Origin of the sequence: Corynebacterium sp. HMSC036D02 (assembly GCF_001836165.1) — a bacterium.
Lineage (GTDB): Bacteria > Actinomycetota > Actinomycetes > Mycobacteriales > Mycobacteriaceae > Corynebacterium.
The window spans coordinates 64,227-88,928 of record NZ_KV827677.1 but is presented as its reverse complement, the minus strand read 5'-3'; the positions used below and the strand labels follow the sequence as shown (position 1 = coordinate 88,928).

24 protein-coding genes and 3 tRNA genes are annotated in these 24,702 nt (G+C 59.9%); 19 read left to right on the top strand and 8 right to left on the bottom strand.

What is annotated here, in order from left to right:
* Nucleotides 1-32 precede the first annotated feature (32 nt).
* A complete protein-coding gene (locus HMPREF2743_RS05975; protein ID WP_070818382.1) occupies nt 33-2,402 on the bottom strand; it encodes a choice-of-anchor M domain-containing protein in 2,370 nt (789 codons plus the stop codon).
* Between the two features lie 162 nt (nt 2,403-2,564).
* Here HMPREF2743_RS05975 and gltX point away from each other — a divergent pair, with 162 nt between their 5' ends.
* The 4 genes from gltX to HMPREF2743_RS05955 all read left to right on the top strand — a co-directional run bounded on the left by gltX (nt 2,565) and on the right by HMPREF2743_RS05955 (nt 5,061).
* On the top strand, nt 2,565-4,064 hold the full coding sequence (gltX, locus tag HMPREF2743_RS05970; protein ID WP_070818381.1) for a glutamate--tRNA ligase: 1,500 nt from the start codon (nt 2,565-2,567) through the stop codon (nt 4,062-4,064).
* 174 nt (nt 4,065-4,238) lie between these two features.
* Nucleotides 4,239-4,310 (top strand) — tRNA-Gln (locus tag HMPREF2743_RS05965).
* Between the two features lie 56 nt (nt 4,311-4,366).
* A tRNA-Glu gene (locus HMPREF2743_RS05960) sits at nt 4,367-4,442 on the top strand.
* Between the two features lie 55 nt (nt 4,443-4,497).
* Nucleotides 4,498-5,061, top strand: a complete 564-nt coding sequence (locus HMPREF2743_RS05955) for an RBBP9/YdeN family alpha/beta hydrolase (RefSeq protein ID WP_070528560.1) — start codon at nt 4,498-4,500, stop codon at nt 5,059-5,061.
* Here HMPREF2743_RS05955 and HMPREF2743_RS05950 read toward each other — a convergent pair.
* Nucleotides 5,056-5,385, bottom strand: a complete 330-nt coding sequence (locus HMPREF2743_RS05950) for a transcriptional regulator (RefSeq protein WP_070528553.1) — start codon at nt 5,383-5,385, stop codon at nt 5,056-5,058. The genes HMPREF2743_RS05955 and HMPREF2743_RS05950 overlap by 6 nt on opposite strands.
* Nucleotides 5,378-5,782, bottom strand: coding sequence for a hypothetical protein (locus tag HMPREF2743_RS05945; RefSeq protein WP_070528551.1), 405 nt, complete (start codon nt 5,780-5,782; stop codon nt 5,378-5,380). Before HMPREF2743_RS05945 ends, HMPREF2743_RS05950 begins: the two co-directional genes overlap by 8 nt.
* Nucleotides 5,783-6,417: 635 nt before the next feature.
* Between HMPREF2743_RS05945 and HMPREF2743_RS05940 the strand changes: the two genes are divergently transcribed.
* Nucleotides 6,418-6,490, top strand: a tRNA-Glu gene (locus HMPREF2743_RS05940).
* 76 nt (nt 6,491-6,566) lie between these two features.
* Here the strand turns inward: HMPREF2743_RS05940 and HMPREF2743_RS05935 are convergent.
* Entirely contained in the window at nt 6,567-7,181 is a 615-nt protein-coding gene (locus tag HMPREF2743_RS05935) for a hypothetical protein (protein ID WP_070528549.1), read from the bottom strand.
* Nucleotides 7,182-7,390: 209 nt separating this feature from the next.
* The gene (locus HMPREF2743_RS12430; protein ID WP_083299015.1) at nt 7,391-7,681 is read right to left on the bottom strand and encodes a hypothetical protein; all 291 of its coding nucleotides are present in this window, start codon (nt 7,679-7,681) and stop codon (nt 7,391-7,393) included.
* Nucleotides 7,682-7,848: 167 nt separating this feature from the next.
* Here HMPREF2743_RS12430 and HMPREF2743_RS12425 point away from each other — a divergent pair, with 167 nt between their 5' ends.
* A complete protein-coding gene (locus HMPREF2743_RS12425) occupies nt 7,849-8,652 on the top strand; it encodes a chymotrypsin family serine protease (protein ID WP_083321610.1) in 804 nt (267 codons plus the stop codon).
* A gap of 50 nt (nt 8,653-8,702) precedes the next feature.
* Here HMPREF2743_RS12425 and HMPREF2743_RS05925 read toward each other — a convergent pair whose 3' ends face one another.
* Nucleotides 8,703-9,416 carry an IclR family transcriptional regulator gene (locus HMPREF2743_RS05925; RefSeq protein ID WP_070528547.1) on the bottom strand — a complete coding sequence of 238 codons (714 nt, stop codon included), beginning with the start codon at nt 9,414-9,416 and terminating at the stop codon, nt 8,703-8,705.
* Nucleotides 9,417-9,464: 48 nt separating this feature from the next.
* Between HMPREF2743_RS05925 and leuC the strand changes: the two genes are divergently transcribed.
* The 3 genes from leuC (at nt 9,465) to HMPREF2743_RS05910 (ending at nt 12,450) form a co-directional block, all read left to right on the top strand.
* Nucleotides 9,465-10,907, top strand: a complete 1,443-nt coding sequence (gene leuC, locus HMPREF2743_RS05920; protein ID WP_070528544.1) for a 3-isopropylmalate dehydratase large subunit — start codon at nt 9,465-9,467, stop codon at nt 10,905-10,907.
* Between the two features lie 16 nt (nt 10,908-10,923).
* A complete protein-coding gene (gene leuD / locus HMPREF2743_RS05915; protein WP_070528542.1) occupies nt 10,924-11,514 on the top strand; it encodes a 3-isopropylmalate dehydratase small subunit in 591 nt (196 codons plus the stop codon).
* A 75-nt stretch (nt 11,515-11,589) separates the two neighbouring features.
* Nucleotides 11,590-12,450, top strand: a complete 861-nt coding sequence (locus HMPREF2743_RS05910; RefSeq protein ID WP_070818380.1) for a hypothetical protein — start codon at nt 11,590-11,592, stop codon at nt 12,448-12,450.
* A gap of 50 nt (nt 12,451-12,500) precedes the next feature.
* On the opposite strand, the gene HMPREF2743_RS05905 is transcribed toward HMPREF2743_RS05910, so the two are convergent.
* On the bottom strand, nt 12,501-13,499 hold the full coding sequence (locus HMPREF2743_RS05905) for an NUDIX hydrolase (protein ID WP_070818379.1): 999 nt from the start codon (nt 13,497-13,499) through the stop codon (nt 12,501-12,503).
* Between the two features lie 148 nt (nt 13,500-13,647).
* On the opposite strand from HMPREF2743_RS05905, the gene HMPREF2743_RS05900 reads away from it, so the two are divergent.
* Together HMPREF2743_RS05900 and HMPREF2743_RS05895 are read left to right on the top strand one after the other, a co-directional pair.
* Complete coding sequence (locus HMPREF2743_RS05900; RefSeq protein ID WP_070818378.1) at nt 13,648-14,646, top strand: NAD(P)H-dependent glycerol-3-phosphate dehydrogenase; 999 nt, start codon at nt 13,648-13,650, stop codon at nt 14,644-14,646.
* Between the two features lie 21 nt (nt 14,647-14,667).
* Entirely contained in the window at nt 14,668-15,738 is a 1,071-nt protein-coding gene (locus tag HMPREF2743_RS05895; RefSeq protein WP_070818377.1) for a D-alanine--D-alanine ligase family protein, read from the top strand.
* A 52-nt stretch (nt 15,739-15,790) separates the two neighbouring features.
* Here HMPREF2743_RS05895 and HMPREF2743_RS05890 read toward each other — a convergent pair whose 3' ends face one another.
* Nucleotides 15,791-16,705 (bottom strand): DUF3515 domain-containing protein, encoded by a 915-nt coding sequence (locus HMPREF2743_RS05890; RefSeq protein WP_070818376.1) that lies wholly within the window; start codon nt 16,703-16,705, stop codon nt 15,791-15,793.
* 92 nt (nt 16,706-16,797) lie between these two features.
* Here HMPREF2743_RS05890 and HMPREF2743_RS05885 point away from each other — a divergent pair, with 92 nt between their 5' ends.
* The 8 genes from HMPREF2743_RS05885 to HMPREF2743_RS05850 are packed head-to-tail and all read left to right on the top strand — an operon-like array spanning nt 16,798 to nt 24,702.
* On the top strand, nt 16,798-17,763 hold the full coding sequence (locus HMPREF2743_RS05885; RefSeq protein WP_141761399.1) for a thiamine-phosphate kinase: 966 nt from the start codon (nt 16,798-16,800) through the stop codon (nt 17,761-17,763).
* Nucleotides 17,764-17,798: 35 nt separating this feature from the next.
* Complete coding sequence (locus tag HMPREF2743_RS05880) at nt 17,799-18,407, top strand: uracil-DNA glycosylase (protein ID WP_246824471.1); 609 nt, start codon at nt 17,799-17,801, stop codon at nt 18,405-18,407.
* A gap of 10 nt (nt 18,408-18,417) precedes the next feature.
* Nucleotides 18,418-19,836: a DAK2 domain-containing protein gene (locus HMPREF2743_RS05875; RefSeq protein WP_070818374.1), complete on the top strand. Its 1,419-nt coding sequence runs from the start codon at nt 18,418-18,420 to the stop codon at nt 19,834-19,836.
* A 3-nt stretch (nt 19,837-19,839) separates the two neighbouring features.
* Nucleotides 19,840-21,936, top strand: a complete 2,097-nt coding sequence (locus HMPREF2743_RS05870; RefSeq protein WP_070818373.1) for an ATP-dependent DNA helicase RecG — start codon at nt 19,840-19,842, stop codon at nt 21,934-21,936.
* Between the two features lie 42 nt (nt 21,937-21,978).
* On the top strand, nt 21,979-22,581 hold the full coding sequence (gene rsmD, locus HMPREF2743_RS05865; protein ID WP_070818372.1) for a 16S rRNA (guanine(966)-N(2))-methyltransferase RsmD: 603 nt from the start codon (nt 21,979-21,981) through the stop codon (nt 22,579-22,581).
* Nucleotides 22,582-22,583: 2 nt separating this feature from the next.
* On the top strand, nt 22,584-23,060 hold the full coding sequence (gene coaD / locus HMPREF2743_RS05860; RefSeq protein WP_070818371.1) for a pantetheine-phosphate adenylyltransferase: 477 nt from the start codon (nt 22,584-22,586) through the stop codon (nt 23,058-23,060).
* 6 nt (nt 23,061-23,066) lie between these two features.
* Nucleotides 23,067-23,822 (top strand): sulfite exporter TauE/SafE family protein, encoded by a 756-nt coding sequence (locus HMPREF2743_RS05855; protein ID WP_070818370.1) that lies wholly within the window; start codon nt 23,067-23,069, stop codon nt 23,820-23,822.
* 25 nt (nt 23,823-23,847) lie between these two features.
* The gene (locus HMPREF2743_RS05850) at nt 23,848-24,702 is read left to right on the top strand and encodes a PPK2 family polyphosphate kinase (protein WP_210383649.1); all 855 of its coding nucleotides are present in this window, start codon (nt 23,848-23,850) and stop codon (nt 24,700-24,702) included.

The following is a 24,702-nucleotide window of genomic DNA, read 5'->3' as shown; positions in this document are numbered from 1 at the left end:
GGTGATGTGGAGGGCAATCCAGTGTGTCCTTTCTAGCGGGGAAGCAGGCCAGTGAACCGCGCCGCAATTTGGTCGCGGTGATCGTTGTAGAAGTTGAGGAAACCTTGGAAGATGATGGCCAAGACAACCGGGAGCACGAGCCCCCACAGGCTTTCGAGCTTGGGAAGAGAGGACGTCTTGCCTTTCTGGCCACCAGGCTGGTTATCGCCTGGTTTCTTATCGCCTGGCTTATCTCCGGGCTTTTCCTCACCTGGCTTCGGGGTGTCTTCGCCTTCGTTTCCGTCCTTCGAGTTCGCACAGTCTTTGATTGCGGCATCACCCGCTGCGACGGTGAGCGTTTGGGGCGCAGAGGAGATGTCCTTGCCCTCTGTGGTGGTGGCCGAATAGGTGACCTCGAGCTTGTAGATGCCCGGCTTGGTAAACGCCCAATTGGTGTGGGTGTGCGAAGCAAAAGTGGTCTCGATGGAGTAATCACCCTCCGCGGTATTGATCAGCGGGGTGAACACCTTGCCCAAGCCTTCGGCAGTGAAAAGGCCTACCTGCGCACCCTCTGGCATCTCCACGGGCTTGATGTTGAGCGTGACTTTGCCGTCTTTATAGTCCTTGTAGTTGAGGGCCTGAGTGTTATAGCCCGGCCAGATGATGCTTTGCTCCTGGGTCTGCGGGAGGAGGAAGAACTTTTCCTTGCCTAGGTAATCGAAGTCCTTGCCTTTAAGTGCGGCGGGGCGGGAGCGCAGCGCGTTGTCGTGCACCGCGAGGACGACGTCATCGAGCGGGCGCTGCACAGTTTTCTTGTCCACGAGGGCCGTTTCATCCTTCAAGCGGGTGAGAAACTCATCGCCGTCACGGGTAACCGCAACGTCGACGTGGCCGCGGTCAAGCACTACCTTGTCAGCACAGGTACCAGTGTGTTCTCCCGCGTCCGGTTTCGGGCCGTTATCCGGGGCTGGCGCAGGAGCCTGAGCCCCAGTACCGAGTCTGCCCATGCCCTCGTACTTTTGCCCGAAGGCGAAATTGTCGGTCAGCGTGATGCTGCCGGACTCTTGCGTGATGCTCGGGTGCGGAAGAATATCGAGGCGCACGGTATTGCCGTTGAAGTTTGCATCGGCGCCGACGACAAATTCCGCGCGGCCGCGGGTGATCGTGCCGTCGAAACCGGTGTCCGGAAGCGAGCTTCCCTTGCTAAAGAAGCCGCCGTGCACGTAGCCTTCCAGGTTCTTATCGGTTGCCTCCACGATGATGCGGGTGGCGTCCTCGCCCTCCGGAACAGCGCGCGCGGCCAGTCCCGTGTCAGATAGCGAAACCTCTTCTCCAGAGAAGAGCTGGCGGGGGTTTGTGGTCTCGGTCCAGGACTCTGCGGACGTCTTCGAGGTGGTGGAAAGCTCAGCGTTCTCAGAGTAGGCAAGCTCCTCGCTCACCCAGCGCGGGCTGCCGTCCTCTGGGGTGTACACAGCTTGGATTGTTGAGTCCTCGGGCCCTAAGAATTCATCGAAGTGTGCCTTGCCATCTTTCACGGCTAGATCGGTGAGGAAGTAGCCGTCGATCAGCAGCGTAAGCGTGCCGTCGCTGCCGCTAGAGAAATCGATGGAGGAAAGGCGCTCATCCCCGTCCTTGTCCCCGGATTTCTTGGGCGTGATGCTCAGGCGGTAGTCCTTCTGGCTGGCATCGCCTGAGGAAGCCTGGTCAAAGCGCTCTTTGAGGGAAGGCGTTTTCTCATCAGCGGGACGCTGCCCGCCGACTTGGATCGAGGTGGTCGTGGGCTCGGAGGTAATCAACGAACCATCCTTGCCCCGCGCGCTCGTTTGATAGGTGAGCTCATAGCGTCCAGGCTTGGAAAAGACCGTGTAGTTGTGGGTATGCGTGCCGCTGGTCAGCCATGCGGAATGCGGAGCGCCCTCGGTGGTCCCAAAGAAACGCTGCAGGCCGCCGGGGCCAGGATAATAGCCAAACATCTCGACCTCACCGGGGCCGTCAACGCTGAGGAGGTCCAAGGACGCGATGTTGTCGCGGAAGTCGCCAACAGGCAGTTCTGTGTCCGCGCCAAAGCCCATCCAGACCGGGTCCAGGCTTCCTTGGACACTGGCCGGCGCCATGTAATACGTTTCGCCCGGCTTTCCCACAAAAGCGAGCGCGGGGTCCTCTGGCACCGTGAACTGGTATTGGTTGGTGCCGTTCTGGTTCCATCCTTTGCCTACCCAGGTCACGGTATCGGCTAGTTCGTGGTTGGAGTCCGCTGAATGGCTCTTGAGGTGGAGGGAATTGTCCTCCCAAAAGGTTTTGGGGGAATCAATATGTGTCTGAGTGGCTACGTGTTTGCCGTCGTCGGGCCCAGCGACGGCGGTAGCGGGGGAGAAGAGAAGCGTGGCGCAGGTTAAAAGCGCCATATAGCGAGTTCGAGCCACAGTCTGGCACCTTTCTTCAGTTCTTTGACGAGAGTTTCACTATAGGTAATGGAACTCAGTCCCGTTAAGCTTGCGCAGAAAGTCCAGTTCACGCTTAGTGGAAAAGGGGTTCAATTACCCCCAAGTGGGGCGGCCAGTGCGGCGATGCGGCGCTGAACTACGATGGGGGACATGACTAAACCGACATCCGACGTCCGCGTCCGTTTCTGCCCTTCGCCTACCGGCACGCCCCACGTGGGCATGGTCCGCACGGCTCTGTTCAACTGGGCTTATGCCCGCCACACTGGCGGTACGCTGATCTTCCGCATCGAGGACACCGATGCTGCCCGTGACTCCGAGGAGTCCTACCAGGCCATCATCGACTCCCTGAACTGGCTTGGCCTCGGCTGGGATGAAGGAGTCAACGTCGGCGGCCCGGACGAGCCTTACCGCCAGTCGCAGCGCATGGACATCTACGCCGACGTCCTGCAGAAGCTGAAGGATGGCGGCTACGTCTATCCGGCCTACTCCACCAACGAAGAGGTGCAGGAGCGCCACAAGGCAGCCGGCCGCGACCCGCAGCTGGGCTACGACAACTTCGACCGCGACCTCACCCAGGAGCAGATCGACGCTTTCGAGGCGGAGGGCCGCAAGCCGGTCTGGCGCCTGCGCATGCCGGACAAGGATTGGTCCTGGACCGACCTGGTGCGCGGCGAGATGACCTTCAAATCGGAGACCCAGCCCGACTACGTCGTGGCGCGCTCGAACGGTGCGCCGCTCTATACCCTGGTTAATCCGGTCGACGATGCGCTCATGGGAGTTACCCACGTCCTGCGCGGAGAGGACCTCCTGTCTTCCACGCCGCGCCAGCTCGCCCTCTACGAGGCGCTCGTAGAGCTCGACATTGCCAAGAAGACGCCTGAGTTTGGCCACTTGCCCTTCGTGATGGGTGAGGGGAACAAGAAGCTTTCCAAGCGTGACCCACAGTCCAACCTGTTCAATCACCGCGACAACGGCATCATCCCGGAGGGCATGCTCAACTACCTGTCGCTGTTGGGCTGGTCCCTGTCCGCGGACCAGGACATCTTCTCTGTCGACGAGCTCATCGCCAACTTCGACGTCCACGACGTGTTGGGCAACCCAGCTCGCTTCGACCAGAAGAAGCTCGAGGCCATCAATGCCGACCACATTCGCTTGCTGGAGCCAGCAGACTTTGCTCAGCGCCTGCGCGACTACCTGACTGAGTACACCGACTTCCCGGCAGACTATCCCGAGGAGAAGTTCGCTTTCGCTGCAGATCTGGTGCAGACACGCATTAAGACGCTGTCCGACGCCTATGGCCTCATGTCCTTCCTGACCACGCCGGACGCTGAGCTGGAGCTAGATGAGAAGGCGGCCCGGAAGAACCTCAAGGAGGATGCGGTTCAGCCGCTGGAGGTTTCCATCGCCAAGCTGGAGGAGCTCGGGGAGTGGAAGACGGAGGAGATTGAGAAGGTTCTCTCCGCCGCGCTTATCGACGACCTCGGCCTCAAGCCCCGCAAGGCTTACGGCGCCCTGCGCGTTGCGATCTCGGGCCAGCAGGTCTCGCCGCCGCTGTTTGAGTCCATGGAGCTGCTGGGCAAGGAGTCCACTTTGGCCCGCCTCAAGGCTGCGAGTGCTCTCACGCCGTGGAGCGCTGAGTAGATCCATTAAGTAGTCTCACATGGCTGTCATTTCGGGGCGTTAGGGTTCATTCCTAACGCCCCGGAAATGTATCCTGAACTTGCGATTTGTGTGTATCGGTAGCGCTGGATATAGTAATAAACCGTTGCAGCGAGCAGCGAGGGGTTAAAGCCCTGAGCTAGTTAACAGCAATAATGGCCTATGGTGTAATTGGCAACACTACGGTTTCTGGTACCGTCATTCTAGGTTCGAGTCCTGGTAGGCCAGCAGTGATAGCGATTTAACGCAGTAACTCGCGTCAAACAATGTTGTCACAGTTCTAAGCCCCGTTCGTCTAGCGGCCTAGGACGCCGGCCTCTCACGCCGGTAACACGGGTTCAAATCCCGTACGGGGTACCACTTAAAGGGTGGCAAGCACATGGGCTTACCACTCTTTTTCTTATAATTGGCGACCATGCACTTCTACATTGTTCATGGATACCAAGCCAGCCCTGACAGTCACTGGTTCCCGTGGCTAGAACGCCTGTTGACCGCCGACGGCCACACAGTTCACACCATCGCGCTGCCGGAACCGAACGAACCGAAGCTCGATGAGTGGGTCGAGGCGATTCGCAACGATATTGAGCGTCCAAACGCTAATACCTGCATCATCACGCATAGCCTAGGCGGCACCGCGCTGCTGCACTATCTCACGGCATTGGATGGCGAGTGGGAGCTTCCTGGGCTGTTCATTGTCTCTGGGTTTGTGAAGAAGCTTCGTGTCATCCCGGAGCTTGACGAATTTATTGGCCAGGCCCACGTCGACGTGCCTGCTGTCAAACCCCACATCGCTCACACAGAGGTCTTCGTGTCCACTAACGACGTCCTGGTTGACCCCGCCCTCACGCAGCAGCTTGCCGACGCCCTCTCGGCCATTCCCATCACCATCCACGGTGGGGGACATTTCCTCGAGAGTGACGGTTATACCGAGTTTCCACAGCTGGGGGACCGCATCACGCAGTGGCTGCGCAGTCTATAGTCTCTCAGTCATCGCTTTGAGCGCTTCCACGTGCTGCACGTAAGCCCGTGTGCCCGTCTCAGTAAGCGCGACCCACACGGCGTCCTTGGCGCGGGTAGAGCCGTACTCTCGGGTGCGGCTAATGTAGCCGCGGTCTTCGAGGTGCTTTAGCTGCTTGGACAGCGTATCGGCGGTCAGCTCGGTCAACTCGGCGAGCTTGCTGTACTTCATTTGCCGGCCGTCGGTGGCACCGGCGGAGTAGAGCGTCGCACAGATTCTGAGGCGATTAATCGGGTGGATAACTGGATCCAGCTCAGGAGATTGATTGGGGGCTTCCTTAGGCATTGGGGCCCTTTATGGCCGCGTTGCGGTTTTCGTAGAGCATCCAAGCCGTTGCTGCCGAAACAATGACCCCGCTGGTGATCATCCATGGCCATGTATCAGGTGTCGGCGTGGTGGACATGATCATGGCGACGGGGAGCAGTACGCGTGACCACGTGGCGCGATCGTTCCTCGGCCCCATGTTGGGATTGGGGCGAACAAAAGGGTTCGCGATTTTGTCCTTGAGGAGGAAGCCGAGAATGAACGTCGGTATCAGGATTGCGAGTGTGTACCACCAGGACAGCTTGGATAGCGCAAGACTGCTACCGATGCCGAGTGCTACAAGTGCTACTGCCCACCAGCCCTGCGTCCAGGTGGTGCGTTGCTGAATCTCTTCAATGACTTTTAGGTCGCTGTCCATGATGTGCCTCCTTTGTTTGCATCTAGTGCAAGTGTAATGATTGCACAGGTAGCAAGTAAAGGGGTGTGGTACTCGGATCATTTGAGTGGTCTGGTTTTACCCCATACCGGTTTCAATCCTCGGCGAGGTAGACGGGAGGGGCACTGGAGTACCAGGGGGTGAACCAGTACTCAATTGGCCTAAGTCCTACCGGTATGCCTTTTCTGGCCATACACTGTAGGTACAACGCATTCCCGACAGAAAGGAGAGCGGATGGCGGAAGTTGAAAATCATCACTATCGCCGACGCAACCCTAGCAGATAATACAAGGCGGCATCGCCATAATCCACAACTTCTTAAAGCCAACACTCGAGCGAAGTAGGAGGCTTGCATCACATGCTGTTAGTGCACGTGTCCTCCCGAACCTCCAGCGATGTCTAACGAGTGCTCCGGCCCCTGCAGCCAACGGCACGCCGGCGGAATAACCACTGATTCGATCCGCACCTAGGCCTTGAGAGTCGAAGTTTACATCGCGGCCATAAATGGCAACGAGGTTCGGGATTTTATCTGTGTAAAAAGGTCCTTTACCTGCCGATTTGTGCAATCTTTTGGAGATCCTATAGTGTTTAGCAAGTCCGCAACGGACAGCTAAACGAGCCCCGTTCGTCTAGCGGCCTAGGACGCCGGCCTCTCACGCCGGTAACACGGGTTCAAATCCCGTACGGGGTACAAATAAAGAGGGCGACAAGCAATATAGCTTGCCGCCCTCTTTTGTGATCGGGATACGGGGTTAGCGGCCTGGGCTCTAGACAATTAGGACTTCAGCGTTATTGCCGCCCGTGCAGCGAATGACCTCGTGCTCATCGATGTTGCACGTCAGCGAGTAGTTCTGCTGTGTGACCGAGCTGTTGACGGTTACCTGTGCGGGGATATAGGCGCGGAGGTCATCTTGGGAGCTTGGGGCTAAAGTCATCAAGCGCCCGGCTGTGGAGCGCGCAAAATCGCAACTAGTGTTTGCGCCGGCCATGACGAAGGCAATGTTATAGCCATCGCCCATCTGGCACACCGTGGCGGGTGTGCCGTGAACGTTGACTGATGCACCGTTGGCCTCGCCTTGGGGAAGCTGTCCGGAAAGGCTGTTGTAGGTGGCCATCTTTGCAGCCTGAGCGGTCTGGTGTTGGCCTGCGCCTGGTTTGGCTCCCTGCACACCTTGCGCTTGAGTATCCGGCTGTTGAGCCTGGCCCGCAGGCTGATCGGTTGCGGTGCCCGGCAACGTCGGCTCGGGGCCGGCTGGGGCTCCTTCATCGGCGGAGTCAGGGACGTGAAGTTCGGCGTCGTCATTGAGCGGCTGAAAGGCCGGGTATGTGTTCTCGAAAGTTGGCTCACCCGATATTTCGCCTGGGGTTGAGGGCGCTGCCATGTCGGACGATGTAGAGCATCCAACGGTTAAAACACCAGCGGTGGCTATGGCCGCAAAAGCTGCGACGGGACGGAGGGCGCGCGTGGAAATCATAAGACCCACCCTAACGGGATGTACCGAGATTCGCTGGAGAAAACGGGGAGAGCTGCCCAGGCCCGGCAGCGTAAGCGCGGGCTAGGCAGCTGAGAAAAATGGAATCCGGAGCGCTCTTAGTGGCAATCCCAGTGGCCATCATGTGCTGCGTGGCGGTGGCCATCGTGGAGGTAGTCCACGTGATCGCCGTGAGGGATGGCTACGTGGCCGCAGCCTTCGCCGTGCTCGTGGTCGTGGCCCTCGTGAACGGTGTGCTCGGATGCCTCGCACTCGTCCCAGTGGCCTTCATGCTCGCGGTGGATGTGGCCATCGTGCGCGTAGTCGGTGTGATCGCCGTGCGGGAATGCCACGTGGCCGCAGCCTTCGCCGTGGGTGTGCGTGTGCTCGTCGTGAATGGTGTGGGTCATGACTCCTCCTTGAAAGGCTGGGGATTTTCAATCAATTTTCAGTAGCTGACAACCTCAGTAAAGCTTGTTTTCAATTCAGTTTCAATAGTGGGGGTGCTTGGGGGTGTTAGCGGAGTGATGTGAGGTGCGTGAAGTGCACATGGGGCAAAACAGGCTAAAGTAAACTCATGTTGAAAAAGTCTTCTCAGCGCCGTGTTTCGCGCTTTGTGTTCAGCCTTGCCTCGGTGGCTGGCGCGTGCTCCCTGGCTCTTGCTCTCGCTGCCCCTGCAACAGCCGCAGAAGGTGTGCCGGTCAGACAAGGGCAAAAGATTGCTGCGGCTGATGGCTCCTTGTGTACTGTTGGTTATGTCGAAGCTAATCGAGCGTGGACTTCGGCGCACTGCGGTCTGAATGGCGAGCAGATGTATAACGAAGCGGGTCAGCACCTGGGTACGCTACGTTGGTTCAAGCCTTCCGGAGCTGCAGGGCATGACTTGGCCTATATTCAATTCGCTGGCGGAACCTATTCGGCAGGAAACCCCCTCACAGGGGATGGCATGACGCCGGTTCCTGGTGAAGGTGCAACAGTGTGCTTCGACGGGCAGGCTGCGTCCCGCCAGTGTGGTACTGCCGTCCGAGGGCCGGGTCTTTTCCCGGGGATGAACTATGCGGTCGACGTCTCGCTGGCACCAGGGGATAGCGGTGGAGCAGTCTCCGTTCCAGGGCAGCCGGGCGTAGTGGGAATTTACCAGGGTATTACCCAGACCAACCGGAATGGCCGGACAGTGACTTTCTCAAACTATGCACGGATGCCGCATGCAGATGAATTAGCGCGCCTGCCGCACCAGGGATGGGTACCGCGCCGCCCTAATCGGGAGCCAGGAAACCCGGTCCGAGTGGTTCAGGAAAAGGGAGAGGCATTGTCCTCGACAAGCAGCACGGGTCCAGAAGGGCTGCGTGGTCTCGCAATGTATTTTGGGCTGAGTATCTAGGTAGCTAGGTATCTATGCATACGGCAATGAGGGTTTGGCTACTGGCGTGCCTAGTGGTTGCCGTTGCGTGGTGCGCCGTGGGAAAGTGCGGCGCTGAGACGGTTGGCAGCGCCCACCAGTACGTCCGCAAACTTTTCAGCTGGAGAGGGGTGGAAGCGCTCGGCTGAACCGGAGATGGAGAGAACAGCGATGAAATTTCCGGCGCCGTCGAAGACGGGGGCGGAGACGGAGGCGAGGTTGGACTCGCGTTCTTCGATGGATTCGGAGTAGCCGTTAGTGCGCGCGAGTTCGACGTCGTGCTCGCTAAAGATGGCATCGGGAACGTGGACATCGGCAAAAGCCGCGAAAATACGCGCTGCCGAGCCGGAGGTCAGGGGAAGTTGGCGACCCACGGGTACCACGTTGTGGAGTCCAATTTCCGGCTCACGCGTGGCGATGCATGTACGGGTGGTGCCGGAGAGTTCGTAAAGCTGGACGGATTCGCCTGTGGCGTCAAGAAGCTCCTCCATAATCGGGCCGGCGGTTTCGATGATCCGATCCCTGTTGCCGGGAAGGGCAGGGCCCGCGCCCCACTTTCCATCCGGGGTGCGGGTAAGAATTCGGTGCGCCTCGAGCGCTGTGGCGAGACGGTGAGCGGTTGCTCGAGGCAGGCCGGTGGTCTCACAAAGCTCGTTGAGTGTAGAAGGTTGGTTGGTCGCGGCCATCATGATGGCTACGGCGCGATCCAATACCTTAATTCCTGATACTGCGCTATACTCTCCCATATAATGAAATCTACGTCCCATTAATTGAGATTTCAAGTGGAGAGGTACATGACTGAGAAACTGACACTCGCAGAGAAGGTATGGCGCGACCATGTCGTGCGCAAGGGAGAGAACGGCGAGCCCGATCTTCTTTATATTGATTTCCAGCTCCTGCATGAAGTTACCAGCCCGCAGGCCTTCGACGGTCTTCGCCTGGCCGGACGCACGATGCGCCACCCGGAGCTGCACCTGGCTACTGAAGACCATAATGTTCCGACGGTGGGAATTAAGACCGGCAACCTTTTAGAAATCAAAGATGAGGTCTCTCGCACGCAGGTGTCCACGCTGCGCAAGAACTGTGAGGAGTTCGGCGTGCGTCTGCATTCGATGGGTGATGCTCAGCAAGGCATCGTTCACACCGTAGGCCCGCAGCTGGGAATTACCCAGCCCGGCATGACCATTGTGTGCGGTGACTCGCACACGTCGACGCACGGTGCCTTCGGCTCTATTGCTATGGGTATCGGTACCTCTGAGGTGGAGCACGTCATGGCCACCCAGACGCTTTCGCTCAAGCCCTTTAAGACGATGGCCATTGAGGTTAGCGGTGAGCTGGCGGAAGGCGTTTCCGCCAAGGACTTGATTCTGGCGATCATTGCCAAGATTGGCACCGGCGGCGGCCAGGGCCACATCATCGAATACCGTGGTGAGGCCATTCGCAAAATGTCGATGGAAGCCCGCATGACCATCTGCAACATGTCCATCGAAGCTGGCGCCCGCGCCGGCATGGTGGCTCCGGATGAGACCACTTTTGAATACGTCAAGGGCCGTGAATTCGCACCGCAAGGAGAAGACTGGGATGCGGCCGTCGAGTACTGGAAGACTCTGCCGACCGACGAGGGCGCCGAGTTCGATACCGTCGTAGAGATCGACGGCTCCGCACTCACGCCTTTCGTGACTTGGGGTACTAACCCGGGGCAGGGCCTGCCGCTGAGCGCTACGGTGCCCGACCCGGAGGAGTGCGGTGACGATGGAGAAAAGGCCTCCGTCGAAAAGGCATTGTCCTACATGGATCTAAAGCCCGGCACGCCGCTGCGCGATATCCAGATCGACACGGTCTTCCTTGGATCGTGCACGAACGCACGCATTGAGGATCTGCGTGCAGCCGCCGAGGTGGTCAAGGGGCGCAGCATCGCGGCGGATACCCGCATGATGGTGGTTCCGTCCTCGGCCGTGGTCAAGGCTCAGGCTGAGGAAGAAGGGCTGGACAAAATCTTCACCGACTTCGGCGCCGAATGGCGCACTGCTGGCTGCTCGATGTGCCTGGGCATGAACCCGGACCAGTTGAAGCCGGGGGAGAGGTCGGCGTCGACAAGCAACCGCAACTTTGAGGGCCGTCAGGGCCCTGGCGGCCGCACCCACCTGGTGTCCCCGGCCGTCGCCGCGGCAACCGCAGTTCTGGGGCACTTGGCCGCACCTGCAGATATTGACGATTCCGCCGTTGCCGGCGCTTAAGGAAAGGGAGAAGAAAATGGAGAAGTTTATTACTCACACTGGCGTCGGCGTTCCGCTGCGTGTCTCCAATGTGGACACCGACCAGATCATCCCAGCGCGCTACCTGAAGTCCGTGAAGCGCACGGGGTTTGCAGACGGCCTGTTCTCCAATTGGCGCAGTGATAAAAACTTTGTGCTCAACCAGGAACCGTTTAGGGAGGGCTCTGTGCTTTTCGCGGGCCCGGACTTTGGTACCGGTTCTTCCCGTGAGCACGCGGTATGGGCGCTTGCTGAGTACGGATTCAAGGCGGTGTTTTCTTCTCGCTTCGCCGATATTTTCCGCGGCAACTCTGGCAAGGCCGGCCTGCTGACGGGGCTCATGGAACAAGAAGACATTGAGCTCATCTGGAAACAGTTGGAGGCAGGGGAGACCGAAACCACCGTCGACTTGGAGGCGTGCACGGTCACCGTGGGCGGCAATAGCTATACCTTCGATATCGATGACTACACCCGTTGGCGCCTTATGGAGGGGCTGGATGATATCGGCCTGACCCTGCGCAATGAGACGGATATCGATGCCTTTGAATCCACGCGTCCGGGATTCAAGCCGCGCGTCATCACGCCCTAACGGACGTGTCGCCAGCGGGGTAGCATTCCCCGCTTCCTGTGGCGCCGGACACACCGCCCCGTTAACATCCTCAGCATGAGCAACCCTTACCAAGGCTTTAGCGGAGACAACGGTAATCAATTCGGCGGCACCACCGGGTACGGCAGCTATGACTACCACGACGCCACCGGTTATGGCTATCAACAGTCAGGGGGTTTCGGCTACCAGCAGACCGGCGCTGTGCCTGGTAATCCATCCGGCGGGGCGGGTGCGCAGCCCATCGACGCCATGGATATCGTGGGCCAATCTTTCAAAGGCTACCTGAAGCAGCCTGTGCCAGGGATGCTGGCCATGCTGGTGCATTTCATCATCACTTTTGCTCTTCTCCTTGTGCCGAGTACCGTTGTAGGCGGCATCTTTGCAGCAATGGAAGAAAGCGGCACGGATATTGAGCCTTTGGTGCCTACCGTGGGGATCCCTCTCATGGTTGTCATGGGGCTAGCCGCCTTCGCTTATCTTTTCTGGCTGATGGCGAACCTCTTTAATGGTTCCCGGAAGATCGCTGATGGGGAGAAGGTCACCTTCCGCGACTACTTTAGGTTTGCCCAGCTGAGTGGTTGCGCCGGCGTCTATGCTTGCTTCTTTATTTTGGCAATGCTCGGAACAATTGCGGGCGGCTTCCCCGGACTGATTCTCTTTGCGCTTCTGTGGCCAGCGCCCGTGATCAAGGCTGATAACCCCGAAAAGCCTCTCATGGACTGCTTCCGAGAGGCCCTTGACCTGGTCATGGAGAACCTAGGGCAGTCGCTGCTCTTTATCTTGGTCTGCTCCCTCATCACGAGCCTGCTTGTCTTTATTCCCATCGTCGGCTTCATTGCCGCCTATCCGATCTGGGCGCTAGGGATGGTCCTTTTCACTCGCGCTATGCAGCGCCGCCCTGCAGCGCGATGGGAATAAGGCAGCAGGGCGGCGTAGAAACTCTCTAAGAGACGTGGGCGATGCCGTGCTTAACGCACAGGAAGCGGGCTCGCTAGGTAGTCCGCCCCGGTAAGCTCACCGTCGTTGAAGGAAAGAACCCATACCGATGCTTTCTTGAACTTGAGTTCTTCGATTGGCGCCTTAAGGAATTTCGGCGCGTAGGATTCGAGGATTCCCGGAATGGTCAGGCCTTGGCTCACGATGACCGGAACGCCGCCGCCGTCGACAACGCGTTGGAAGGCAGCGCGTGCGTCCTCAGGTGATTCAGCAAAGACATCATCGCCGAATGCTTTGTTCACGGCTATGTCCATGCCGAGTTCGTCCGCCAGCGGGGCAGCGGTGTGCTGGCAGCGCTGCGGCGGTGCACTGTAGATGGCGGTCGGGTGGAAAGGCGTGAGCATCGGCACGAGCATCTCCGCTTGGCGGCGGCCCTTCTTATCCAGCGGGCGCAGGTCATCGTCGCCCTCCCAGGTGCGGCGCTGGTGTGCGCGTGCATGGCGCACGTACAGGACGCGGGTCGTTGGAGCGAGGCGGAGACGTTTCTTAGCTTTTGCTAAAACCTGGGCATCCACGTCGTAGGAGAGCAGCGCTTTGGCCTCGTCGATCTTCATCCAACGCAGCTCATCAGTCTCCTGATTGGGGGTGTACTCGCCGTCGAGCACCCGCGCTAGCCAGTAGTAAACCACCTTCGTGCGGCCTTGCACGGGGTAAGCCACCTTGCCGATGAGCTTTCCTAGGCGCACGCTATAGCCGGTTTCCTCGAGGATCTCGCGCGCGGCAGTGGTGGGGAGGGATTCACCCGGATCGACCTTGCCCTTGGGCAGCGACCAATCGTCATAGTGCGGGCGGTGGATAAGCGCAATCTCCGGATCGTGCGGGTCACCACGCCAGAGAACCGCGCCGGCGGCAAGCGTCGTGCGCTTGAATTCATCTGCCGGATCGACGGGGATCTCCTGGTGGCGTCCGGAAATGAAGACTTCCGAGCGAATGTCTTTGTCCGTTTCATGCATGTTCTTTGCCTTGGGCATGCTGCTCCTTTTGCGCCGGTAGCTTTCAACCTTCTCCATCTTCCTCCACTCGCTGTCGCGATGCAGTCTTACGCGCCGAGCGTGCAGGAATGCTAGGCGTGCTTTAATGGGAAAAGCCGATGCAGAGGATTCTAGAGTGAGGTGGCACATGGCAAACGTGGCAGTAATGGGGGCGGGCTCGTGGGGAACCACGCTGGCGAAAGTCTTCGCCGACGCTGGAAATGGCGTCCGTTTGTGGGCGCGCCGCGAGGAGCTGGCGAACGCTATCAACACGCGCCACGAGAATCCCGATTACCTCCCAGAGCTTTTACTTCCGGAGTCCATTAAGGCAACCACCGAGCCGGCGACTGCACTGGAAGCCGCAGACATCGTCATCTTTGGCGTTCCTTCCCAGACGCTTCGCGGAAACCTGGAAAAGTGGGCGCCACTGTTGCCGGAAGAAGCGACCTTGGTATCAATCTCTAAAGGCGTGGAGAAGGCCACTCTCAACTTAATGAGCGAGGTCATTGCGGATGCCGCCGGCGTCTCCTCCGACCGTATCGCGGTCCTCTCTGGGCCCAACCTGGCCAAGGAGGTGGCTCAGGAACAGCCAGCAGCCACGGTGATTGCCTGCAGTGACGCTGCCCGTGCCGAGGCCGTCCAGCATGCTGCCGCAGCACCGTATTTTCGTCCCTATACCAACACCGATGTCATCGGCGCGGAGATCGGCGGCGCCTGCAAGAACGTGATTGCACTGGCTTGCGGCATGGCTGCGGGCAAAGGACTGGGCAATAACACGATGGCCACCATTATCACGCGCGGGCTCGCAGAGATTACCCGTCTCGGCGTGAAGCTGGGAGCGGACCCGTTCACCTTCTCTGGACTAGCTGGAATGGGTGACCTTGTGGCGACGTGCAGCTCGACGCTGTCTCGCAACCGCACCTTTGGTTACCGCCTGGGCCAGGGCGGCACTCTGGAGGAAGCTACAGCCGCCACCAATGGTCAGGTGGCGGAAGGTGTTATTTCTTCCGATTCCATCTTTAGGTTGGCGCAGCGCGCGGGCGTGGAGATGCCGATTACCCAAGCGGTCTACGGTGTGTGTCACCGCGGCGTGACTGTCGACGACATGATTGTCGCTCTGATGGGTCGCACCAAGAAAGCGGAGTAAAGCCGAGTAAAGTTGCTCGGTATGACTGAAGCGAAACCAGTGCGCGTAGCCGTTGTGTACGGCGGTCGCAGCTCCGAGCATTCCGTGTCGTGCATTTCCGCCGGTGCAATCATGGAGCACCTAGATCCGGAGAAGTATGAGGTCGTGCCCATCGGCATCACGCGGGAAGGTACCTGGACGCAGGGCAACCGCGCGGGACTCGGCATTGTTGACGGGCGCCTACCCGAGGTAGAGCTGCACGATGAGCTGGCGCTTTCCCTCAATCCCGCAACGCGCGGGCGCATTCACAATGTCACCCGCCATGAGCACTACACCGAGGTGGATGTCATCGTTCCGGTTCTGCACGGCCCCTACGGGGAAGACGGCACGGTGCAGGGCCTCTTTGAGCTTTCCGGCATCCCCTACGTCGGTGCAGGCGTATTGGCTTCGGCCGTGGGCATGGACAAGGAGTTCACCAAGAAGCTTCTGGTCGCGGAAGGTCTTCCGGTAGCGCCCCAAGTAGTACTGACCGGTGAAGCCACGCTTGACGACGCCCAAAAGGAACGCCTTGGCCTGCCCGTCTTTGTGAAGCCGGCGCGTGGTGGTTCCTCTATCGGCGTTTCCAAGGTTTCTGCCTGGGAAGACTTCGACGCAGCGTTGGCCCTGGCTTATGAGTCCGATGACAAGGTTCTCGTCGAACCGGAGATCAGCGGTGCCGAGGTGGAGGTGGGTGTTCTCGAACGTCCAGACGGCAGCCTCCAGGCTTCTGTGCCAGCCAAGCTCTTGGGTACCACGGAGTCTGAGGAAGGCTTCTATGACTTCGACGCCAAGTACATCGACGAGGGCGTCTCGGCAGCGATTCCGGCTCCGTTGAGTGAGGAGATGACCACCGAGCTTCGCCAGCGGGCAATTGAGGCTTTCCGGGCGCTGGGCGCTGCGGGCCTATCCCGTGTGGACTTCTTCGTCAGCGGTGATTCTTACTGCATCAACGAGGTAAATACCTTCCCTGGCTTTACCCCAATTTCGATGTACCCGCAGGTGTTCGCCGCCGTGGGCGTGGACTATGCCGAGCTGCTCGATATCCTCATCCAGACCGCCCTCGCGCGCGCCTAGTTCCCCAGCCGAGTGCAAAGACCAGGCGCTGAATGCGGAAGCTGTGCTGCTCCTATTGGGAAGGGGTGGCTTTAACGAGGGCGTCGCTCAGGCGCACCAGTGCGGAGTTCGCCGCCTCTTGTGGGGCGGATAGTGCGAGATCTTCCGCCCGGCCGAGCGCGAACCACGTGCCGGCCGTGGTGCCCTCTGCCAGGGTAGTGTCCTCGAACCACGGGACGTCGTTGACCTGCTGGAGCTGAACACCCGCGCGGTAGTTTTCTGGGGCGCCCACGCCGCAGCGCGCGACGATCTCCTCTTGGCCCGGCGCGCTGTACACCCAGGTGTTCTTATCGCCCACATCCGTGCGGCGCGTATAGCCTTCCGCAAGTGTTTCCGGCAGCGCCTTTTCTAGCGCGGGACACATGGAATCCGGTCCTGCCTTCAGCTTCGACAGCGGCGCTGGGTTGGCTTTCTGAGCCTTCTTTTCTAGTTGCTTGAAGGCTTCTTCTAGCCCCTCGGGAGCTTCATCTTGGGCGTCCTCCGAGGAGGTTGTCACCGCGATGGCGGGGGTGTGCTTCGTGCTGTACCACGTCGTGAGGTTGGATCCGGGGGTGGCGTCGATGACTTGGAGCCACGATTCGCCGTCAGATTCGACGGTGTGGGAGTAGTCGGTAAATTGCTGCGGCAAGTCAACACCACAGCGCAGCGTTACTTTGTCTTCCGAGCTCTGTGCCCACGCGGCGGCGCCCGCCGGGGCAGGATCGACGAGGTCGACGCGCGGGTACCCCATGAGCTTGTCCGGCAGCGCATCGACGACAGCGGCGCACTCGGGGGAGTCCGCCTCCTCAGAAGGAGTGGGAGGCAGCGCCACCGGCTGTTGCGCGGCGCTGGTGAAGACGTATTTGGCCCCAAAAATCACCGCGAAGACCATCGCGATGGAGATCCCGAGTGAGATGTAAATAGCGGTGCGGTTAAATTGGGTATCCATAGGGGCTTATCCTATCGCTGATAGCCCTAGAAGAACGAACGTGGACTACGCGCGCACGAGTGGTGCGTGGCCCGCGCAAGGAAAAGGAGTCCGTGACGGTGGGTTTGTCTCATACCCTCGATCAAGCCGGTGAACGGCACGTTATCCATGAGATTGTCACTGCAGCCCCGAGCGCGCTCAACGGCGACGATGCGGCGGTGCTCTACCCGGCGGCACCCAATTCCCGCACTGTGGCGGCCACGGACATGATGGTGGAAGGCCGGCATTTTAGGCGGGACTGGTCTACCGCCGCGGAAATCGGGCAGAAAGCCATCGTGCGCAACTTCGCGGATATTGAAGCAATGGGCGCGCGTCCTACAGCGGCATTGCTGGCGATTGCCGCCCCGGGGGATACCCTGGTGGACTTCGTGAGGGGGATTGCGCAGGGTATTGCTGAGCGCTGCGCGGTGTACAACGCTGAGCTCGTCGGGGGCGACCTAACCCGCAGCGATAGCTTGGTTATTAACGTCACCGCGATGGGTTCTTTGGGCGGAAGCGGAGCACCTCTGACTTTGGATGGTGCGCGTGCAGGACAGAAGCTGGTAGCACACGGCAAGATTGGGTATTCCGGGGCGGGTCTGGCCCTGTTGCAACGCTATGGCCGCGCACTACCGCCAGAGCTAGAGGAGTTCTGGCCGCTGGTCGACGCCCACTGTGCTCCCACCCTCGCCCCGGGGCGCGGAGTCATCGCTCGGGCAACGGGCTCGACGGCGATGACGGATAATTCCGATGGCCTCGTGCGCGATGTAGGACATCTGGCTGGGCGTTCCGGGGTGCGCATCGACCTCGACCGCGACGCGATTGCTCCCGATCCGCTGCTGGCAGCTGCCGGCGCGGTGCTCGATATTGATCCTTGGGAATGGGTCTTGGCTGGCGGCGAGGACCATACGCTGTTGGCCACCACATTTAAGGCCGCTCCCTCTGGTTTCCGCGAAATCGGCCGCGTACTGCGCGGCACCGGAGTGTTCATTGATGGAGAGGAGCCACGCTATAGCGAGGGCTGGGAGGGATTCGCGTGAGCCACATCGATACCTCTCACATTCACTACTCGTGGATGCTGCACATCCGACAAGCTCTGGAGGAGAATCTCCCAGGCATCGAGCGCGCGATTGGCGCAGAGTTCCTGCCGCCTGCCGAGGATGTATTCGCTGCTCTGTCCATGCCCCTCGAGGAGGTGCGGGTGCTCATCGTGGGCCAGGATCCCTATCCCACGCCTGGGCATGCCATGGGCTTGTCCTTCTCCACGCGGCCGGGCGTGCCGGCACCGCGTTCGCTGAAGAATATCTACGCCGAGCTTGGCGACGACCTCGGCATCCCCGGCCGCGCGGACGGCGACTTGCGGGCTTGGTTTGACCAGGGCGTGCTGTTGCTCAACCGGGTACTCACTGTGGTCCCGGGCCAGGCGGGTTCGCACCGCCGTCTCGGGTGGGAGGCGATTACCGAGGCCGCTATCAGGGCGCTGGCGGGGCGCGATATCGTTGCCATCCTGTGGGGGCGCGATGCCCAGGCCTGCCAAGCCTTCCTGCCAGGGACGGAATGCATTACTTCCCCGCATCCTTCGCCACTGTCAGCGCGGCGTGGGTTCTTCGGATCGCGTCCCTTCTCCCGCGCAAACGCGGCCTTAGAGGCCCGTGGCGTCCCCGCGGTGGACTGGCGCTTGTAAACTAGCCAGCATGTCATATCCCGCCGAGTTGGATGCTCGTGGTCTGCACGAGTGGGCCGCACGAACCGTGGAGGAGCTGCAGCGCCGCCGCGCTGAGATCAATGCCCTCAACGTTTTCCCGGTGCCCGATTCGGACACGGGATCCAACATGGCGCACACCATGGAGTCCGCCTTGGCGGAGGCCGATAAGGGTGAGGCGGACGTGGCTGAAGCCTTGGCCATCGGCTCGGTGCGCGGCGCGCGCGGCAATTCGGGGATGGTGCTCTCCCAAGTGCTGCGTGGGGTTGCCGATGCCACAACGGATTCGCGGGTGGACGGTGCGGTACTTGCTGATGCTTTGACCCTGGCTGTCACTTTGGTGGATCGCGCGCTTGCCGCACCGGTGGAAGGAACGATTATTACCGTGCTGCGCGCCTCGGCCACCGCCGCCAATCAGGCTGCCGAGCAGCCAGGGGCCGAGCTCCACGGCATCTTGTTAGCAGCGGTCGAGGCCGCACGGAAGGCCCTTGCTGAGACCCCCTCGCAGCTACCGGCGCTGCGCGAAGCCGGCGTTGTGGATGCTGGCGGAACCGGCTTCGTAATTTTGCTCGAGTGCTTGCTCGCTCAGGTCACAGGGCACGCCCCCGCCAGCCAACCACTGACGAGGACGGTGCCTCTTCACTCCGAGGAGTCTGCGGCGCGGGAACAGCAGGCAGGAGAAGCGCTCGCAGAGATCGAAGCCATCTTCTTCTTTGAGGGCAACCTGAGCGACATTGAAGAGGCCTTGGCTCCGCTGGGCAATAGTCTCGTCATTGCACGGGCCACGGAAACCTCCGCCAGCGTGCACATCCATAGCGTTGAGGCGGGGGCCGTGATCGAAAAGGCTTATGCTCTGGGAAAGGTCAGCAACCTGCGGCTTGAAGCGCTACCGCAGGCGGGTCAGGCGGCCACCTGCGAAGATTCTACTGGTGGCGGGGGAGCGCAGCGGCGTATCTTTGCCGCGGTTCCTGAAGGGGCTGCGCGGGAGCTTTTTGAGAAGGCGGGGGCGGACGTCGTCAAGCCCGGCGAAGGAATGCAGAGCGCCGGTGAGGGAGATCTTTTCTTGCCCAATGGCTGCGGCGGTGACCCAGGCAAGGCTACTGTCATTCCGACCGATTCCCTGGTGGCCGGGCTGGCGGCGCTCTCGGTTTATGCGCCGAGTTCTGCGCACACTGACGACGTGCTCGCCGCTATGAAGGACGCTGCCGGCTCCATGCGGGTGGCTTATCCAGATAGAGAAAGCGTGGCTGGGATTCTAGCAGCATGCCGTACTCAGCTGGGCTATGGCGGCGAGCAGATCACGGTGCTGACTGGCCTTGAGCTAGATGAAGAGGAGTTAGCCCGTAAACTGGGGGTTGAGGTCGTCGTTCTGCGCGTGCCTGGACTGCGCACTGAGATTGGGGTGGAGTAGGCCATGTTGGGCTGGCAGGATGACCGGGCACTGACGGAAATCTTGGCAAAGAAGGATGCCGCGGCTTTCAAGCGCGCCTTCGGATACACCACGTGCGGGGAGCTGCTTAGCCACTATCCGCGCGATTACATCCGCCACAATAAGGACGTGGGCCTCGGCGGTGCTGAGGATGGTGATCACGTCACCATCACTGGCGTTATCGAGGATCTCCGCGTTAAGCACACCTCTAAAGCCATGGTGTTTATCCTCTACATGGATAGCGGAGTCCAGGCCTCCTTTTTCAATGCACACTACGTGCAACGCGTGCTTGGGCGAGGCATGCGCGTCATGCTCTCCGGCAAGTTGAAATACTTCCGGGGATACCCCAGCTTGCAGCACCCCGATTTTCTCATCCTCGATCCCGGCCGTTATCAGGAATCCCTGCTGGATAGCACCACTGGGCAGGGGACAGGTTCGCTGAAGAAGCTCTCCCAGTTCGGCTCATTGGAGACATTCCTGCAGCGCGAATGGATTCCCGTGTACCCGGCTAGCGGAAAGGTGACGTCGTGGTACATCATGGGCGCTATCCACAAAGTGCTCGAGCACACCCCGCCGATCCCGGAGCCGCTGGACTACCGGATGATGGTGACGCTGGATCAAGCCGTGCGCGAGATCCATGAACCGGGTGACAATGGTCCGGAGCGCGCCATCCAGCGGCTTAAGTACAACGAAGCCTTATCGGTTGGCCTAGTTATGGCCTTGCAGCAGCGCGATGTTAAGGCGCGTACGGCAACCCCAATGCCGGCGATTCTGGAAGGCTTCCGCGATGAGCTGCTCAGCGGGCTACCCTTCGCTCTGACCGACGGTCAACGACGAGTCATTGGCGAGATCGACGCAGATCTGTGCGGCACCGCGCCCATGATGCGGCTGTTGCAAGGCGAGGTCGGTTCGGGCAAGACGCTCGTTGCCACGTGTGCCATGTTGCAGGCGGTTGATGCTGGAAAACAAGCTGCACTGCTCGCCCCGACGGAGGTTCTGGCGGCGCAGCATGGGGCGTCGATTAGCGCCAGCGTTCCCGAAGGAGTCACTGTCACGGTCTTGACAGGTTCGATGAAGACAGCGGAGAAACGCAAGGCTTTGTTGGAGATTGTCTCTGGCGAGGCCGATATCGTGATTGGCACCCACGCCATCATCCAGGACAGCGTTGAATTCTTCGATTTGAGCCTGGTCATCGTCGATGAGCAGCACCGCTTCGGCGTCGAACAGCGCGATAGCCTGCGCACCAAGACTCGGGAGGGGACCAGTCCGCACCTATTGGTGATGACTGCGACACCTATCCCGCGCACGATTGCCATGACGGTGTTCGGTGATTTGGCAGTCTCGACGCTCAAGGAGCTGCCGGGTGGACGCAAACCTATCTTGTCCGCAGTGGTTCCCGAATGGAAGCCGGAGTGGGTACGCCGTGCCATCGAGCGCATCCGTGAAGAGGTGGACAAGGGGCACCAGGCCTATATCGTCTGCCCACGGATTGAAGGAGAGGGCGGCGTGGAAACCATGTCAGTCCAACTGCGTAACCTTCCTTTACGCGGACTGCGGGTGGAAATGCTCCATGGCAAAATGCCCGATAAGGACCAAGTAATGGAGAGCTTCGCGCGCGGGGAGATTGACGTCCTCGTGGCCACCACAGTCATTGAGGTCGGCGTCGATGTTCCCAATGCCACCGTCATGCTGATCCGAGAATCGGAGAACTTTGGAGTCTCGCAGCTGCACCAGTTGCGCGGGCGCGTGGGACGCGGCGGCAATGAATCGGTGTGCTTGCTGCACACGACGGCTGAGCCTGATAGCAAGTCTTTCCGGCGCATCAAAGCTATCGCGGATACGCCCTCTGGTTTTGACCTAGCTGAGCTCGACCTACAGCAGCGCCATGAGGGCGATATCCTGGGCACACTGCAATCCGGAACGAAACGCACCCTGAAGTTGCTGGACCTTATCAATGATCGGGATATCGTTGAGCGCACGCATGCTGATGCCGCCGCATTGGTCGAGCGCAACCCCGAATTAGCGGAACAGCTAACGGACAACCTGAGCGCAGATGAACAGGGATTTTTGGAGAAAAACTAGGGTAGTCACCGCGGGAAACTGAGGGAAGATAGGGTAGAAGCCATGACCAGAATCATCGCCGGAGAAGCCCGCGGGCGCACCATCAAGGTGCCCGAAGCTGGGACGAGGCCCACGTCCGACCGTGCCCGCGAGGGCCTGTTCTCATCGTTGAATGTGCGTTGGGGGTTCATTGATTCCCGCGTGCTGGATCTGTTTGCTGGCTCCGGTGCCTTAGGCCTGGAGGCAGCTAGCCGTGGCGCCGAGGAAGTCGTTCTCGTGGAGAATAATGCCGCGGCCGTGAAGGTCATTCGCCACAATATTGGGGTGGTGAAGCACCCGCGCGTTGAGGTACGCGAGATGAAGGCTTCGTCCTACCTCGCCACCGCACCGCGCGGCTACTTCGACATGGTGCTCGCGGACCCACCTTATGAGTTCGATGATGTGGATGGGCTTCTCGCCGCTATTGAGCCGGTCTTGGATGATGACGCGATAGTCGTCATTGAGCGCCACGTGGATTCGCCGCACACACAGTGGCCAGATGGTTTTGAGCCCACCGGTCAGAAACTTAAGAAGCGGACCTTTGGCATCGCGCGTTTTGATATGGCGATTTATCACCGCAGTGCGGATAGCTCGAAGACCGATACCACCGGAACCCTGGAGGACTAGCCATGCCTACTCACGCCGTATGTCCCGGCTCTTTCGATCCCATTACGCTGGGACACGTCGACGTTTTTAATCGCGCCAGTGAACTCTTTGACAAGGTCACGGTGCTGGTGACGGGAAACCCCGACAAGCCTTCCGGGCTGTTTAGCGTGGAAGAACGCGTGGATCTGATTCGCCGTACCGTCGCCCCGGAAATCGAGGTGGATTGGTGGGGCGGGTTGCTCGTGGACTACACCAGCGCGCATGGCATAGACACGATTGTGAAGGGCCTGCGCTCCTCCTTGGACTACGAGTACGAGCTGCCGATGGCGCAGATGAACCGGCGCCTTTCCGGAATCGATACGGTCTTCTTGCTAACAGATGAGAAATACGGCTATATCTCTTCCTCGCTGTGCAAACAGGTGGCGCAGTACGGCGGCGATGTTAAGGGTATGTTCCCAGACCACGTAGCAGCCGCGGTCATGGAACGCTACCGCGGCTAAGGGGACATGTCTGTACTGGCAATACCCCTCGTTGTCCTCCTTACCGTCATCGCGGGCTCCTGCCTGCAGCGAGTCTCAGGCATGGGGCTGGGCCTCATTGGTGGGCCCATCCTGACGCTCTTCCTCGGGCCAGTCGAAGGCATCATGGTGATCAACGTCTTGGCCTGTCTCAATGCCATCCTCACGACCTATTCGATGCGTGAAAATGTGGACTGGGGAAAGTGGCTGCGCATCGGCCCTTTCATGGTCCTCGGCTCCATCCCAGCGGCGCTGCTCATCGCCCGTATTGATATCGCGGCATTGTTGGTGCTGGTCGGGGCCGCCCTATTGATTGCGCTGACCGTGGTGGTCTTTGGGCGCAAGTTCGTCCCGCAGATGAACGGTACGGGCCCGGCCATCTCCGCGGGCATCGTGGGAGGGTTCACCAATACGCTCGCGGGCGTAGCTGGCCCGGTCATCACGGTCTATGCGCAGGCCGCTCGGTGGCCCAAACAGGTACTCGCGCCAACCCTGCAGCCCTGCTTCTTCATTGGCGGTTTGTCGTCGGTATTGACCAAGTTCTTCCTGGGTTCCGGCGGTTTCGAGGGTTTGCACTGGCTGGTGTGGCCCTGTGGGGTAATTGGCATGTGCGTGGGCATTCTCCTAGGAAAGAAGATTGCCGGGCGCGTCTCTCGGGACAAGGCCCATAAGCTATCACTGTGGCTGGCCAGCCTAGGAGCGCTCAGCGCATTGCTGCGAGGCCTTTTCACCCTGGGTGCTTAAACAGCGTCTCGGTATGGTGGAGTCCATGGCGAAATTCAAGATTGAGGACGCGCTCGCCCTGCGCGCGGGCAAGAATTTTCAGATTGACTCGGTTGATGCTTCGGCAACGCCGGGCTTCGACGGCGATAAGGCGGCGCTCGACGCCCGCTTCTCCAAGTACGATGACGAGCTCTATGAGCTGCAGGAGCGACTTTTTGCCAACGGCCGCAGCTATGGTGAGGACGCCCCAGCGGTGCTCATCGTCCTGCAGGGCATGGATACCTCGGGCAAAGGCGGGGCTATCCGTCACGTATTGAGCACCTTCGACCCGCAAGGAACCACGACTGTGGGCTTCGGTAAACCTACCGAAGAGGAGCTAGAGCATGACTTCCTGTGGCGTATCCGCAAACACGACCCGCAGCCGGGACAAATCGTGGCCTTCGACCGCTCCCACTATGAGGATGTCCTCATTCAGCGCGTGCACGAGTGGGTGGATGAAGAAGAGGTGGATCGGCGCATCGAGGCCATCCGCGACTATGAGCTGGAACTAACAGCCAAGGGAGTCAAGGTCATCAAAATCTTCCTTCACCTGTCCAAGGAGGCCCAGAAGGAGAATTTGCTCGAGCGCACGGATCGGGAAGACAAGTTCTGGAAGTATGACCCTTCCGATGTGGAGGAACGAGCCTATTGGGATGACTACATGGCGGCCTATCAGGATGCTATTCAACGTACTGACGAAAACTACGCACCCTGGTACGTCATCCCCACCGATAACAAGAAATATGCCCGGATGGCGCTGAAGTTCCTCATCGTGGATCTCCTGCGCCACCTCGACCTGGAATGGCCGGCGCCCGACTTTGATCCGGAAGTCGAGCGCCAGCGCATTAAGGACGCTGACTAA

Bases quoted from the DNA above. Each gene is read 5' to 3' on its own strand.
- HMPREF2743_RS12430 (WP_083299015.1), bottom strand. From the start codon at position 7,681: ATGACCCACACCATTCACGACGAGCACACGCACACCCACGGCGAAGGC.
- HMPREF2743_RS05875 (WP_070818374.1), top strand. From the start codon at position 18,418: ATGTCATATCCCGCCGAGTTGGATGCTCGTGGTCTGCACGAGTGGGCC.
- HMPREF2743_RS05955 (WP_070528560.1), top strand. From the start codon at position 4,498: ATGCACTTCTACATTGTTCATGGATACCAAGCCAGCCCTGACAGTCAC.
- HMPREF2743_RS05850 (WP_210383649.1), top strand. From the start codon at position 23,848: ATGGCGAAATTCAAGATTGAGGACGCGCTCGCCCTGCGCGCGGGCAAG.
- HMPREF2743_RS05895 (WP_070818377.1), top strand. From the start codon at position 14,668: ATGACTGAAGCGAAACCAGTGCGCGTAGCCGTTGTGTACGGCGGTCGC.
- rsmD (WP_070818372.1), top strand. From the start codon at position 21,979: ATGACCAGAATCATCGCCGGAGAAGCCCGCGGGCGCACCATCAAGGTG.
- HMPREF2743_RS05950 (WP_070528553.1), bottom strand. From the start codon at position 5,385: ATGCCTAAGGAAGCCCCCAATCAATCTCCTGAGCTGGATCCAGTTATC.
- leuD (WP_070528542.1), top strand. From the start codon at position 10,924: ATGGAGAAGTTTATTACTCACACTGGCGTCGGCGTTCCGCTGCGTGTC.
- HMPREF2743_RS05855 (WP_070818370.1), top strand. From the start codon at position 23,067: ATGTCTGTACTGGCAATACCCCTCGTTGTCCTCCTTACCGTCATCGCG.
- HMPREF2743_RS05870 (WP_070818373.1), top strand. From the start codon at position 19,840: ATGTTGGGCTGGCAGGATGACCGGGCACTGACGGAAATCTTGGCAAAG.
- coaD (WP_070818371.1), top strand. From the start codon at position 22,584: ATGCCTACTCACGCCGTATGTCCCGGCTCTTTCGATCCCATTACGCTG.
- HMPREF2743_RS12425 (WP_083321610.1), top strand. From the start codon at position 7,849: ATGTTGAAAAAGTCTTCTCAGCGCCGTGTTTCGCGCTTTGTGTTCAGC.
- HMPREF2743_RS05925 (WP_070528547.1), bottom strand. From the start codon at position 9,416: ATGGGAGAGTATAGCGCAGTATCAGGAATTAAGGTATTGGATCGCGCC.
- gltX (WP_070818381.1), top strand. From the start codon at position 2,565: ATGGGGGACATGACTAAACCGACATCCGACGTCCGCGTCCGTTTCTGC.
- HMPREF2743_RS05910 (WP_070818380.1), top strand. From the start codon at position 11,590: ATGAGCAACCCTTACCAAGGCTTTAGCGGAGACAACGGTAATCAATTC.
- HMPREF2743_RS05890 (WP_070818376.1), bottom strand. From the start codon at position 16,705: ATGGATACCCAATTTAACCGCACCGCTATTTACATCTCACTCGGGATC.
- leuC (WP_070528544.1), top strand. From the start codon at position 9,465: ATGACTGAGAAACTGACACTCGCAGAGAAGGTATGGCGCGACCATGTC.
- HMPREF2743_RS05900 (WP_070818378.1), top strand. From the start codon at position 13,648: ATGGCAAACGTGGCAGTAATGGGGGCGGGCTCGTGGGGAACCACGCTG.
- HMPREF2743_RS05905 (WP_070818379.1), bottom strand. From the start codon at position 13,499: ATGCCCAAGGCAAAGAACATGCATGAAACGGACAAAGACATTCGCTCG.
- HMPREF2743_RS05935 (WP_070528549.1), bottom strand. From the start codon at position 7,181: ATGGCAGCGCCCTCAACCCCAGGCGAAATATCGGGTGAGCCAACTTTC.
- HMPREF2743_RS05880 (WP_246824471.1), top strand. From the start codon at position 17,799: ATGCTGCACATCCGACAAGCTCTGGAGGAGAATCTCCCAGGCATCGAG.
- HMPREF2743_RS05945 (WP_070528551.1), bottom strand. From the start codon at position 5,782: ATGGACAGCGACCTAAAAGTCATTGAAGAGATTCAGCAACGCACCACC.